Raw genomic sequence first — 13,649 nt, 5'->3', positions numbered from 1 at the left:
TAGAATGGGACAAGCAAATGAACCAAAAACACCCCCAGCACAGGAACAGAATCAGCAACCCGGAATGGAAGCCATGATGCATCCCGAACCAGAATACATTCGGAGCAATTATCAAGGAAGCAATAAATTAATAAATAAAGTTGCGATTATTACAGGTGGTGATAGTGGTATCGGACGAGCAATTAGTGTCCATTTTGCTAATGAAGGGGCAGACGTTGTCATTATGCACTTAAAAGAAGAAACGGATGCGAATGAAACGAAACAACTTGTTGAACAAGCAGGAAGAAAATGCTTATTGATTGCAGGTGACATCGCAGATCCTACTTTCTGTGATACCGCAATAAAACAGGTGATAAATGAATTCGGTAAAATTGACATTCTTGTAAACAATGCTGCCGAGCAACATCCGCAGCAGGGCTTAGAATATATTACTCCCGATCAACTGGAACGAACCTTTCAAACAAACGTATTTGGTATGTTCTACATGACGAAAGCAGTACTTCCCCATTTATCTAATGGTAGTAGTATTATAAATACATCTTCCATTACTGCATATGAAGGGAATAAACAACTCATTGATTATTCAGCAACAAAAGGGGCCATAACAACGTTTACTCGTTCTTTATCCGAATCTGTAATAGGCAAAGGAATTCGAGTGAACGCCGTAGCACCAGGGCCTATTTGGACTCCATTAATCCCATCGACTTTTGATGCCAACACAGTAGATAAATTTGGACAAAATACGCCAATGAAACGAATGGGACAGCCGAAAGAATTAGCACCAGCTTATGTATACCTAGCAAGTGAGGATTCTAGCTACGTATCTGGCCAAGTCATTCATGTAAATGGTGGAACAATCATTAATGGATAAATCAGGGTTGATTAGGTTGATTAAGTTCATACTTCCAACATCGTCTAACTAGTAAAGGCTCAGGAATTTATCTCCTAAGCCTTTTCTTACATAGCTTCCATACATGGCTTGGTATCTCATCCTAATTATTACTTGGGTATTTCTCCTGTAAAAACGTCACCGATTGTTCAATTAAAGCTTTCAATACTTCTAAATCAACATCTGCTAATTTGTTCACATACACACACGCAGCCCCGGATTTGTGCTTTCCAAGCTTTGATAACAATTTATCACGGTCGGTATCGCCTGTTGCAAAATAAAGACTAAAACGAGCCGTCTTAGGTGAGAATCCCACAAGAGGCGCATCACCTTCATGGCCCGAATCATATTTATAATGATAGGCTCCAAAACCAATGATATTCGAGCCTCACATTTTTGCTGGATAACCTGTCGTCTCCGTAAAAATGTCTAATAATTGATACGATTCTTCTCTTTTTTTGACACTTTCCACATTCTCGATAAATTCAATCACACTGTTGTCGTTTTCTTTTGTCTTTAATTCATACCCCATTCAAATGCCTCCTTGGAATCAATTATTTATTTCAAGTGGATATAATACGTATCATAATCTTCTTCAAATACGTAACCTAGTTTTTCCGCTAGCTTCACAGATTCCTCATTTGCTGCATCCCAGCTAGGGTATAAGCCTTGATCCATACAATCTAGAATAAGTGCTGCAGCTGCAACTGTAGCCAAACCCTTCCTCCGATGCGTTGGATCTGTACCGATTTCGATTTCAATTCCAGCATCATAGATACTATAAGAAGCTGCTCCACATACGACCTGTCCTTTATACAAAACAGCATAACCAATTCCTCTATTTATAAAATCATCAAGTGACTCAAACTGGGCCGTAAAATCTTCCGAAACGTGATGCAAAGAAGGTTCTCTCACAATATCAGCATCCATTTTTCGCAATTCATAGCCATCTTCCAAAGTAGAAAGAAACTTTTCTAAATGATGTCGATCAAGATCTTTTCGTTCCTTTCGAAAACGATAGCGTTGAATTTTATTACTAGCATCCTGATGAACCATTTCAATTTTCTTTTTCCATTCTTCCGTATCAACGATTACCAAGGAATGTTCTGGCAAATTATATAACAATTCTTCTGTAGCATTTGCATTCGGATTCCCCGCATAAAAAACAAAGATTCCTACTATTAATTGAGATACAGTAGGTTTTTCAAGGTCATCTACCCAGGCAGTACCCATATGACCTTGCAAGCAGGATTGAATAACCGTATCCTCCATCCCTTGATACATCGGTAACAATTTCTTTCTTACTTGTAAATCCGCTTCATAAATCATCTAGTTTCCTTCCTTTATTAAATATTTCCTTCTTGTAACTACATATTGAACAATATTGTTTAATAGAATAAACTGTAAAATAAGTAATTATTAGGAGTTGGTTTCCATTAAGAAAATTAGTATACTATTAAGCTTTATTGTTATTTTTCTCGGCATCTATATTATAGTAACAAACAGCTATAACTTATTACCGCTTAGTCTTCTACTAATAAGTCTGTTATTTTTTCACTCAGGCGTAGAATTATTACGGAAAAAGCAGCGGGGTTTTGCATATACTTACTTTCTCGTCGCTAGCTTTAATATCGTTGTTTTGATTAACATTTTTCTAACATAGAAACAATTATTTGGATCCTTTAACAGGTACATAGCCAGTCTTTTCGACGAAAGCTTGATCTTCTTCGACTGGATCCAACTCAAAAATGGCATTTCCTTTTCATTCCAATAATAACATAGTTACCCTTGTTATAATTTAAAAATTCTTATTTTTCAAGGTGTTAACAAAAAAAGTATTAGGCCAATAACCTAATACTTTCCTGTTTGATTATTCTTTTTCTGTTTTCGTGTTAAATAAAAAATACCAAATACAAAAAGGAGAAAAACGACAATCATTGGTGAAATAAAGCCCCAGTTCAATCCTGTGTCATTCTCAATGACATACACTTCAGCAGATTCTCGAGGAATTCCGACCTTATATTTCCCATTATCTTGCTCCCTTGCAATATTATCTCCTAATAATCCCCTTAGCTGGTATCCTGAATCCATCTCAATTGAAACCGCACGGGATTCACTATCATTATTGATCGCAATATACATGGTTTCGTCTTGGTATGTTCGCTTAAAGACGCTCATTCCTTGATCTGTAGCAACTAATTGATAGTCTCCATACTTCATCACAGGGAACTCTTGTCTTAAGGACGTAATTCGTTCCATAAATTCTTTTAAGTCTGGCTCTCCACTATTAAAATCAACTAACCGTTGACTATCAGGAAACTCACCTAGCATCGGTATTTCTGACCCTTGATAAACTGCCGGGACACCCGGGCTTGTTAACATATACGTTAAGGCCAGTTGCCATACGGTTAAAGAATTCCTACCATTGACTGAAAACAATTGCGTAAAACGATCTGTAAACGCATTATCTACATATACGAAACCATTTTTTGGAGTCTCATTTTCCCAGACCTCATAAAGTTCAGAAGTTGGGTTATCAACTGTTGAAAATACATTTGTCATCGCTTCATACAAAGGCTTATTTTCAACGATATCAATGTTTGGATTAGTAAAAACATGTTTCGCATCATTATCTGTTAAAAGGTCTGCAATTATATAAAAGTCTGGATTGTTCGTTTTTATATGTGTTGTAAATGTATCTAAGAATGCTGGTGAACTTTGATCTGCCGCATGAAGCTTAAGCCCATCAATATTAGCTTCCTCTATCCAATAATCAGCTACATCCATTAACAATGCTTCCACTTCTGGATGCTCTTGATTCAAACGTACCACATTATCTTCCCATGTGTTAGCCCCTGTTGGAATTGGTTCGTTATCATAAAACCAATCACTTTTTTCTGGATCTGATACCAACGGACTAGTCTTTGCCACGTAATTTGGTACAAATTCCAACACGATTTTCATATCACGATCATGCGCCTCTTCAACTAGTGTTTGTAAATCTTCTAACGTACCAAATTGCTCTTCTACTTCATAGAAGTCTTCTATCCAATACCCATGATAACCATCTGGCGCATTAGCAAAGATTGGTGATAAGCTAATTGTAGTAAAGCCCAATTGCTTCAAATCGTCTAGCTTTCGTGTGATCCCTTCTAGGTCTCCACCATGATAGGCATATGGATCTTCTAAATCTACCTGCTCTGTTAATGCATGATTCCCATTATTAAAACGGTCTACGAAAATTTCATAGATAATTTCTCCGTTTATATCTGTCTCCTCGGCCGATACTTGTTCGCTTGACTGAATGTATATAGAGAGTATGGCTGTTAACAACAGCATTATTTTTTTCATAAACCTTTCCCCCAACTTAAAATAAACTCTTGTTCTATTATTAACCATCCACATTATTAGTCAATCCTAAACCTAAGATTGTTAAAAATACTTCATATTTGGTTGATTTAAAAATGATATTTTGAATAGTTTTTTCTTAAGATACGACGTATTGAAAGAGTAATGTGACTATATTTGAAGTTCTCGTCCGAAGTGAACTTCCACGATCGTGAAGCTTGATCGACGGCTTAGAAAATACTTGCTATTCCTAAATATTGGTTTCAACCTAATTTACTACGCAATCCATCAACTAAATTCAATAACAGCTAAGAACAAAGAAAGAGCTACTCCGATATGTGGAATAGCTCTTATAATTCATTTTACATCAATCCGCCTGGTAGGCGTACAAATCCAAGTATAAATGTTAGAATCACAGCAATAATTAGCTGGATATAACCACCTTTTGCAGGCTTGTCTTTTTTAATTTTTGCCAAAGTCATTTCCATCGCAGCAATTACCCAGATACCAATAATTCCTTTTGCAATGGCTTCTCCCATTAATGGACTATCTCCACCAAAATAATTTGCAATTAAATCTCCACCAGAATACAGAATTAACAGGTAATCCAAGCGTAGAATCATTTGTACAATTTTGGATCCTTTCGCATTTCCTTGTTTATGTAACATAACGGCTACAGCAAACAGTATCAATGCTAATACCCATGCTGTAATATGAAGATGTGTATTCATTTTATTCCTCCTATACACGACTTAATCTTACATATGTAATCTATCATACCATGGATAAAAAACAAATACATATGAAAATGTGTCAAAACTGTTATAATGTAATTAATAATTGCATAATCATTATTTTCTAAACTATTGGAGGGATTTTATGGTACATAGTAGTCAACAAGTTATTGATCAAACAGAAGAATTTGGTGCGAAGAACTATCACCCACTTCCCGTTGTCGTGACAAAAGCAGAAGGTGTTTGGGTAGAAGATCCTGAAGGAAACCGATACATGGATATGCTAAGTGCCTATTCAGCTGTAAACCAAGGGCATCGCCACCCAAAAATTATTGATGCATTAAAAAAACAAGCTGATGCCGTAACATTAACTTCCCGAGCTTTTCATAATGACCAGTTAGGTCCTTGGTATGAAAAAATTTGCAAGCTAACAAATAAAGAAATGGCACTCCCGATGAATACCGGTGCAGAGGCAGTTGAAACAGCAGTAAAAGCTGCTCGTCGCTGGGCATATGATGTCAAAGGTGTTGCTGAAAATAGAGCTGAGATCATTGCATGTGAAGGTAATTTCCATGGCCGAACAATGACAGCGGTCTCATTATCCTCAGAAGAAGAATACAAGCGTGGATTTGGACCAATGCTTCCAGGCATAAAATTAATTCCTTATGGTGATATTGATGCCTTAAAGGCCGCTATCAATGAAAACACAGCAGGTTTCTTATTTGAGCCAATTCAAGGAGAAGCTGGTATTGTAATTCCTCCAGAAGGGTTTCTAAAAGAAGCGTATGAGGTATGTAAAGAAAACAATGTCTTATATATTGCTGACGAAATTCAGGCAGGTCTTGCTCGTACAGGTAAAATGTTCGCATGTGACTGGGAAGGTGTCACCCCAGATATGCTTATCCTAGGAAAAGCGCTTGGTGGCGGTGTTATGCCAATTTCTTGTGTCGTAGCCAACAAGGATATTCTTGGCGTATTTAATCCCGGTTCTCATGGTTCTACATTCGGTGGAAACCCACTAGCAAGTGCCGTCTCCATCGCTTCTCTAGAAGTACTATTAGAAGAAAAACTAGCTGACAGATCACTAGAATTAGGGAATCATATGATGGCAGAATTGAATAAAGTTGATAATCCTATCATCAAAGAAGTTCGTGGAAAAGGATTATTCATTGGTGTTGAACTAACCGAACCTGCCCGCCCTTATTGTGAAGCATTGAAAGAGCGTGGTCTTCTATGTAAAGAAACTCATGAAAACGTAATACGTTTTGCACCACCTTTAATTATTGAACAAGAGGATCTTGATTGGGCATTAGATCATATAAAAGAGGTTTTGAAGGGGTAATTATAGAGTCAAAAGAAGAGAGCTTGCAACGTTGCAAACTCTCTTCTAATATATCTTGATCAATGATTAACCAACTATCAATCGTTCTTTTGGATAATGATAGTTTAGCTCTTGCTTTTCTTGATGGAATACAAAAATAAAGGATAAAATACCAATTCTTCCTATAAACATGAGTGAAATTATCACTAATTTCCCAACAGTACTTAATTCAGGAGTAATCCCCATTGAAAGACCCGTTGTACCAAAAGCCGAACTCACTTCGAACATAATCTCCATTAATGAAAAATTTTCTACATAGTTCAAAATTACTAAAGCAATAAAACAGATCATAACAGCTAAGAAACTAACGACAACGGATTTTCGAATATCTTCTTCGTGTATTTCCCTTTTGAACACCTTTATACTTTTTTGTCCTTTGGCAAAAGAAAATACTAATAATAGTATAACTGCTAATGTTGTTGTTCGAATACCTCCACCTACAGAACTTGGCGAAGCACCAATAAACATTAAAAAGCATAAAGCTAACAAAGTAGATGTCGAAAATAGACTAACATCCATTGTGGCTAATCCGCCATTTCTAGTTGTTGCAGATTGGAAAAACGCATAAAAAAAGGATTCGTGCCAACTTTTCCCTTCAAAAAAATGGTTGGCTTCAAACAATAAAATCACCAAAGTTCCAAATACCATTAATGAAAAGAAAGTTATTGTTGTTAACTTCGTGTATAAAGTAAATTGGGTACCATAACTTCGTTTATTTTTTATAAAATCTTTGAGCTCGATGAGCACTGGAAAACCAATTGCTCCAAGGGTTAATAATATAATATTAATGATTTGCACGAAATAATCCTTTGCAAATGGAATTAACGAGCTTCCAGTAATATCGAAACCAGCATTAGTCGTGGCACTAACTGAAGCAAACAACCCTTGTAAATAGGATTCTTGCCAAGTTGGAAAATAATCGAGATAATAAAAATATGTTCCTAGTATAATAGTACCTACAAGCTCAATTAGTAAAATAATCACTAATATTTGTTTCATCAAACTAACTAACCCAGATAAGTTAGATTGATTTTGATCCGTTCGTATTAGTCGCCTTTCCCTAAGACCTATTTTCTTTCCGATGATTAGCCAGAAAAAAGTACCAAGGGTCATAATACCTATTCCACCAAATTGTAGGATAAACAATAAAATAAACGTTCCCGGTGTACTAAACGTATCAGCAGTAGACACTACTGTTAAACCTGTTACACTAACGGCGCTAACTGCTGTGAACAAAACATCAACAAAACTCCACTGAACACCCGGCTGGGTCGTGATTGGTAAACTTAGCAAACAGGTCGATACAATAACGGCAATGATATAGAACGAAACAATAAGTTGTGCAGGACTTAAATCGTATTTTTTATTTATTTTTAACATATTTATTTCTCCTTATAATTGGGGATACGAGTCAAACTGATAGGTAGATTATTACAAACCCTTCTCTTCAAATCGTTTTAAGCTCTTGTTATCACCCATAACAACTAATATATCTCCCTGGACAATTTTATCATCTGGCAAAGGTGATACATTTACATGTTCTTCCCGTTTTATCGCTAGTATTGTACAACCATATTTTGCCCTTACATCAAGATCAACCAAAGAGTGATTGGATACTTTATTAGTTGCTTCCAATTCGATAATACTATAATTCTTTGACAATCCAATATAGTCGATAATCTTGTCAGAATCCAGTTGGTTTGCAATTCGGATGCCCATTTCTTCCTCAGGGTGGATTATCCGATCTGCACCAATTTTTTCAAGGACTCTCTGATGTTTTAAATTCTGTGCTTTTACATATACTTTTTTAACACCAATTTCTTTAAGGATCAATGTACATAGAATACTAGGCTGGATTTTTTCTCCTATTGCAACGATAGCATGATCAAAATTTCTTACACCAAGAGATTTTAGTTCATCCTCATCCGTTGCATTTGCAACGACAGCATGTGACGCATAATCCGAGATTTCTTTTACAGTTTCAATATCATTATCAATAGCTAAGACATCATGTCCTAATTGAAAAAGTCGTTTACAGACACTACTTCCAAAGCTTCCTAAACCAATAATAACAAATTGCTTTTTCATATTACGCCTCTTTTCTTAACTAAAAATAAAGACCATCACAAAAAGATGGCCTTTGGTTGTTACCTTCGACCTTCCTCTCAAAAAACAGCAACGCTTACGAGGTTAGCTGACGGATTAGGGATAGAGAGTACCCCTTCTTACCTAAGTAAGATTCACCCCAAGATAGATAAATATATCTATCTAAATTGGTTCCCCCGCTCAAAAAGATTAAGCGATTTAAAAGGTTTGTTTTAATTTTGTAAGTAATAATCTACGCCTGTTTCGTGTTCATGTCAATATCTTTCTAAACAACTTAACCCTATTTTCATAAAAACTCTACCTTAGCCTATAAAATCAAAGAATACTTAGTTTATATAAGGCAGTTATGAGGCATATTTACTAAAGAGAGTAAGGAAGTTAAATTACATAGCTTTATGGAGGACATAATGTTTGAACTAATCAAAAAAGCAATAAAGGTAAATACACTCAAGTTAGTTGCTATAGCAACTTTTTTTTACATACTATGTGCATTTATTATTTACGCAATTGAACCGGAAAATTTTAAGAATCCTTTCATCGGACTCTGGTGGGTTATGACTACAGTTACGACTGTGGGGTTCGGTGATTATTCACCTGAAACATACATGGGCATGGTTTTTGGGATGTTTCTGTACTTTTCTGGTATTGGGCTAATCGGAATTATACTGGGCAAGATTGTAGATTCATTCACATTGTATCGAAGGTTTAAGGAGGAAGGAAAGTTGAGCTACCGTGGAGAAAATCATTTCGTTCTTATTGGGTGGTCTAAGAAGGCACAAAAAACACTTGATGAAATTCTGATTAACGAAGATAACCAAAGTGACATTGTTTTAATAGACCAACTAGATAAAATACCGGTTGAGCATGAGAACCTATACTATTTGTATGGGGACCCGACAAAGCGCGAAACACTCGAAAAGGCAAATGTATTAAAATCAAACTCCGTTACGATTTTTGCTTCAGATAATGAAGATGAGGTCTCCGCTGATGGGAAGTCCCTGTTGATAGCATCTGCTATTGAAATCTACGGCATGGAACATAACAAAGACATTTATACAATCGTTGAAATGGTTCGGGACAGTCATGTAAAAATGTTTAATCATGTAAAAATAAATGAATTTCTGCCTTCCAATGATACATTCCCATTCCTTATGGCGAAATCCATGCAGTACCATGGATCCAGTCATTTATTCATGCAATTGCTTAGTAAAAGATACGGGGATGATTTGTGGAAAATAAAACCCCATCCAACCTGGAAAACGTACCGTGATGCCTTTCATAGCTTACAAGAAAAAGGAGCAAACCTCATATCTGCTAACAACGACTTAGGCATTATAAGACGATTAGATGAAGCTATTCCCAAGGGTACTAATTTGTTTATCATTTGCGATAAAGAAACCTTTCATTCTGTACAACAAAAATAATAGTGTATGCTAAGTACATTTAAGGAAGCATCGTAATAGTGACTTTTAGTTATTATTACGATCATTTTTTTCATTATCAAATTAAATAATACTTAGGTATTCCAACTTTAAATCTACATTGGACTTACCACTTACGATTCTTTCTTTCATTCGACAGAGTTTTTCCTTCACTTTCGGATTCTGTTTTTTATCTTCGCTCAAAAAATTGGAAAAATACATATAAGAATAAATCTGCCTGTAATCTAAAAAGAATGGCAGTTCCAATATCCAATGGTGACTAAGCTGATTTTCAGTGTAATATCCTTTTAAAAATGAACCAAGAAACTTGAGTGCAAAATTATTTCTTTCTTCTACCTTCCACTCTTCAATTGTTTCAATAGCATGGTACAAAACAATAGCAATGTCATAAATAAACCAACTATACTCACAATCTCCAAAATCAAATAAGATCATTTGGCCATTTTGGACATAAAAATTGTTATGGTGAAGATCATTATGGATCATCCCATAATCATTACTGTCCCTCGGCAACTTGTTAAGTCTATCTATATACTTGTTCCATTTCTCTTGGATTTGTACACATGCATTCGTTCCTTTTGTAAAAAGGGAACTACTATTCCAGCTTTTTCTAGTTACCTTATAACTTGGATTGTACTTTTTAGATAAGTAATGAATTCTTCCCAACGTCTTTCCCCACGTAAAGAAAAAATCTACATTCCATTCTTGTTCATTATCAACATTTACAACCTGACCTTTTGCTTCTTCAAAAGCTATGAGAAAGCAAACCTCCCCATTATCTTCCTCAACTTTCTCTATTGAATTTCCGTTTAACGAAGGAATAGGGGGAGTTACCTGTACGCCTGAATGATACAGATAGATTATCCAATCCAATTCTGACGCTATAGAATCCAGTGAATAGATCGAGTCAGGGTGGAATTTTAAAACTTTTCCATTACTGTGAAAAACATTATTGGAAAAACCACCCATTGGTTTCATTTCGTTATAAGGAACCCCAAACCTTTTGGCACCTTCAATTAAAACAGCTTGTTCCATGATATCAAGGAACCACCTTTGAATTATACTGTATTACCATACTGCCCTGGCTTTAGCTAATCAATATTCCGAGTAATTAGAAGTAACATAGGTAGAAGCAACCAAATCATGAATCGAACGTCGATCGTTTCTATTCATGATTAAGATACTTACCAATGTTAAAATTCCTGCACAAATACTATATAATAACCCCGCTAGCAACTCTCTTTTTACCATCATGGAGAGAGATAGTTTTTCATTTGTAATAGAAGCAATTCGAATTCCGACAAATCGCTTTCCTATCGTGTAACCATTCCATAGTAGCGGTAGAGTTATTGCATAAATATAGGAAGAAATGACTGCTATAACGATAACTGAAGTATCATAAAGAAGCCCCGCAATAGATGCAATCGTAAATATAACAATTAAATCAACGACGAATGCAATGAATCGCTCAACTATTCCTACAGGACTATCTTTCACATAATCCATGAATACCCTCTCCTGAAAAAATTATAATAATACGGACATTATGCCCATTCTCTCCCCCTCTTTCATTCTATTTTAACATATCTGATAATTTAATTATGTAGGGTTATAGATATGTTATCTTATATTTTTGCTATAAAAATAAAAGACCAATCTTCTGAGGACTGGTCTTTGTTCAACTTACCCATTGGAATTTTTCTTTTGTTGTTGTGTTAATTTAGGCTTTTGGTGTTGTTCTGCAATGTCATGGTTTCTTTTTAAAGTTGATGAACCTAAATTATTATTTAGAGCTGCTTCCTCATTAAGTCTTTCTTTTTCAGCCAAGTTTATCTCCCTCCAATAAAAGATGTTCTCTTATTTTCCCCTATTACTGCGTATAAATGTAATGAATCTCGAATGGGATACCTGCTCATCACTCTTTATTTTCAATCGCAACTACTTTATTCTGATTCCAAGGCGCAACTTTTACAGTAACAACCCATTGCTTTCCAGAATCCAAATGCTGATATTCATCCACTTCTCCATGGATTTCCTCGAAACCATATTGGACCCGGTGATTATCTGTTATCGAATCCGTATAGTTATATTTTGCCTGTAATACAATTTGATCAGAACTCGGTTCAACCTTATCATTGGCTGCCTTTATAACCTCATAATAGCCATTTTCGTTTTCCTCGAGTAATACATGGATTACTTCTTGATAATGAATTTCCTCTGAGATATCCCACTTTTCATGGGGTATTGTATTTATCTCATATTCCATGCGCATCGAGCCGAATTCGAAAAGTGAATTGTATTTTAAAGGATCTTGTTGATCTTGTAGCAACTGAATGGATTGACCATATTCATCAATCAAGGTATCTTGCCAGGCAATTCCTGATATAATTACTATTTGCAACAAAATGACACCATAAACCAACAGTCGCTTCATTTTGTATTTCCTCCTTTATTGGAATCCACAATCGCACGACGCTGTTTTTCTAAAAAGAAGCTAATCGAAAATAATAATATTCCACCTACTAAGAAGAACAACGATTTATTCATCGCGTCCCAGCCAAACTGTATATAAACGGTAAATGTACTAAGTAAAAAGCTAACGGTACCAAGCAATACTTTCTCGTGGTCCTCTTTTCGATACCCCAAAAGTAACCAAGCGATTGAAAAAATAAATAAACTAACCAAACCAAGAACATACGAAAATGGTAAATAGCAAATAGGTAAAAATAAAACCAGGTCAATGAGCTCTAACTGGCTTCTTGTAAGCAATTTAAGTATTACAGTTCCGAGAATGGCCAATCCCCATACAATTATAAAGCTAGTTTGTAAATTCATATCTTGAATAAAAAATGATTCTTGTAGTAGAAAACTTTGATACATGCCGAATAAAAAAATACTCAGTAAACTAATGTATTGGAATGTTTTCTTTAGTATTTCTTTTGGCAGCAATTCCCCGATCACATACAATGCTAGGAATAAAACAATCAGCCAATAGTACTCATAAGCATTTGCTATCGTTAGTACTACCATTTGCAGAGAAAAACTAATAGCAAATAAATAACTAAATACATAATTTGCATGGTGATAAACAAAATGCGTATATCCTACTATAAATACGATAAGGATTAGCCAACTAAATGAAGCAAATTCCATTCCACTATAAATTTGTCCCGCAGTTGTAACAAGTAATCCTACAACAAATATTAATTTATGCTCATAAATAAAATAAAGCAACAGTCCAATAACACTCCAAATTAAAAACGGCCAAGCACTAAATAATTCAACAGTATAAATGTTTAAGATTAATAACATCCCTGCACCAAAAACAATATATCCTAAAATAACAAAACTTACCCCTAATAATTCCGAACGCTTTCGGTACAAAATATCGCCGAGAATATATAATCCAACAATGGCAGCTAGTATAACGAATACCCTAGAAAAATGAGCAACTTGGGCCCAATCCGACATGATAAAGGTAAGAAATCCCAGGCCTGTTAATAACACAGCAAAAACGATAATAATAAAGTTTGGATCTTTTTGTTTGTAGGTTTCAAGAATTCTCTCTAATTGTTGCTCCGATATAATTCCCTCTGCAACCCATTTTTTCCCCTCTTGCTTTAGTTTTGTTTTATTCATACCGTCACCTCTTCCTTAGAATCTTTGTACTTTTAAGATACCACATCCTACACTATTTCTTTCAACAATTCCCCGTTTCTACATAGACTACTATGAGGAGGGATGCGAAA

The 13,649-nt window shown here is 35.4% G+C and carries 14 protein-coding genes, 1 pseudogene and 1 riboswitch; of the genes and pseudogenes, 4 read left to right on the top strand and 11 right to left on the bottom strand.

Translation table 11 applies throughout. From position 1 onward, the window contains the following. The first annotated feature begins 4 nt into the window (after window positions 1–4). Window positions 5–871: an SDR family oxidoreductase gene (locus BMX40_RS08000; protein ID WP_090868635.1), complete on the top strand. Its 867-nt coding sequence runs from the start codon at window positions 5–7 to the stop codon at window positions 869–871. Between the two features lie 121 nt (window positions 872–992). Here the strand turns inward: BMX40_RS08000 and BMX40_RS07995 are convergent. Next, a pseudogene (locus BMX40_RS07995) lies at window positions 993–1,421 on the bottom strand (DUF1801 domain-containing protein). A gap of 26 nt (window positions 1,422–1,447) precedes the next feature. After that, entirely contained in the window at window positions 1,448–2,218 is a 771-nt protein-coding gene (locus tag BMX40_RS07990) for a GNAT family N-acetyltransferase (RefSeq protein WP_090868633.1), read from the bottom strand. 97 nt (window positions 2,219–2,315) lie between these two features. Between BMX40_RS07990 and BMX40_RS20905 the strand changes: the two genes are divergently transcribed. Continuing rightward, a complete protein-coding gene (locus BMX40_RS20905) occupies window positions 2,316–2,552 on the top strand; it encodes a DUF3953 domain-containing protein (protein ID WP_425287847.1) in 237 nt (78 codons plus the stop codon). 188 nt (window positions 2,553–2,740) lie between these two features. Here the strand turns inward: BMX40_RS20905 and BMX40_RS07985 are convergent, their stop codons facing one another. Further along, a complete protein-coding gene (locus tag BMX40_RS07985; RefSeq protein ID WP_090868632.1) occupies window positions 2,741–4,240 on the bottom strand; it encodes an alpha-amylase family glycosyl hydrolase in 1,500 nt (499 codons plus the stop codon). A 359-nt stretch (window positions 4,241–4,599) separates the two neighbouring features. Continuing rightward, window positions 4,600–4,968, bottom strand: a complete 369-nt coding sequence (locus BMX40_RS07980; RefSeq protein ID WP_090868630.1) for a YisL family protein — start codon at window positions 4,966–4,968, stop codon at window positions 4,600–4,602. A 148-nt stretch (window positions 4,969–5,116) separates the two neighbouring features. Here BMX40_RS07980 and BMX40_RS07975 point away from each other — a divergent pair, with 148 nt between their 5' ends. Beyond that, complete coding sequence (locus tag BMX40_RS07975) at window positions 5,117–6,313, top strand: ornithine--oxo-acid transaminase (RefSeq protein WP_090868628.1); 1,197 nt, start codon at window positions 5,117–5,119, stop codon at window positions 6,311–6,313. 66 nt (window positions 6,314–6,379) lie between these two features. Here the strand turns inward: BMX40_RS07975 and BMX40_RS07970 are convergent, their stop codons facing one another. Both BMX40_RS07970 and BMX40_RS07965 read right to left on the bottom strand, forming a co-directional pair. Next, window positions 6,380–7,732: a TrkH family potassium uptake protein gene (locus BMX40_RS07970; RefSeq protein ID WP_090868626.1), complete on the bottom strand. Its 1,353-nt coding sequence runs from the start codon at window positions 7,730–7,732 to the stop codon at window positions 6,380–6,382. A 51-nt stretch (window positions 7,733–7,783) separates the two neighbouring features. After that, a complete protein-coding gene (locus tag BMX40_RS07965; RefSeq protein ID WP_090868624.1) occupies window positions 7,784–8,440 on the bottom strand; it encodes a potassium channel family protein in 657 nt (218 codons plus the stop codon). Window positions 8,441–8,516: 76 nt separating this feature from the next. Further along, a riboswitch (cyclic di-AMP (ydaO/yuaA leader) is annotated at window positions 8,517–8,664 on the bottom strand. Between the two features lie 201 nt (window positions 8,665–8,865). Here BMX40_RS07965 and BMX40_RS07960 point away from each other — a divergent pair. Next, window positions 8,866–9,882 (top strand): potassium channel family protein, encoded by a 1,017-nt coding sequence (locus BMX40_RS07960; protein WP_170840713.1) that lies wholly within the window; start codon window positions 8,866–8,868, stop codon window positions 9,880–9,882. A gap of 81 nt (window positions 9,883–9,963) precedes the next feature. Here BMX40_RS07960 and BMX40_RS07955 read toward each other — a convergent pair whose 3' ends face one another. The 5 genes from BMX40_RS07955 to BMX40_RS07940 all read right to left on the bottom strand — a co-directional run bounded on the left by BMX40_RS07955 (window position 9,964) and on the right by BMX40_RS07940 (window position 13,539). Beyond that, window positions 9,964–10,935, bottom strand: a complete 972-nt coding sequence (locus tag BMX40_RS07955; RefSeq protein ID WP_090868620.1) for a phosphotransferase enzyme family protein — start codon at window positions 10,933–10,935, stop codon at window positions 9,964–9,966. 60 nt (window positions 10,936–10,995) lie between these two features. Next, the gene (locus tag BMX40_RS07950; protein ID WP_090868619.1) at window positions 10,996–11,406 is read right to left on the bottom strand and encodes an RDD family protein; all 411 of its coding nucleotides are present in this window, start codon (window positions 11,404–11,406) and stop codon (window positions 10,996–10,998) included. A 177-nt stretch (window positions 11,407–11,583) separates the two neighbouring features. Continuing rightward, window positions 11,584–11,727, bottom strand: coding sequence for a hypothetical protein (locus BMX40_RS20185; protein WP_170840712.1), 144 nt, complete (start codon window positions 11,725–11,727; stop codon window positions 11,584–11,586). A gap of 88 nt (window positions 11,728–11,815) precedes the next feature. Then, the gene (locus tag BMX40_RS07945) at window positions 11,816–12,334 is read right to left on the bottom strand and encodes a GDYXXLXY domain-containing protein (RefSeq protein ID WP_090868617.1); all 519 of its coding nucleotides are present in this window, start codon (window positions 12,332–12,334) and stop codon (window positions 11,816–11,818) included. Further along, entirely contained in the window at window positions 12,331–13,539 is a 1,209-nt protein-coding gene (locus BMX40_RS07940; RefSeq protein ID WP_090868615.1) for a DUF2157 domain-containing protein, read from the bottom strand. The genes BMX40_RS07945 and BMX40_RS07940 overlap by 4 nt, the downstream gene beginning before the upstream one ends. Between the last annotated feature and the right edge of the window lie 110 nt (window positions 13,540–13,649).

Source organism: Oceanobacillus limi, from assembly GCF_900111445.1.
Classification (GTDB): Bacteria; Bacillota; Bacilli; order Bacillales; family Amphibacillaceae; genus Ornithinibacillus; species Ornithinibacillus limi.
Note: the sequence above shows the minus strand (reverse complement) of the source record. Positions and strands in the feature narration are given on the sequence as shown.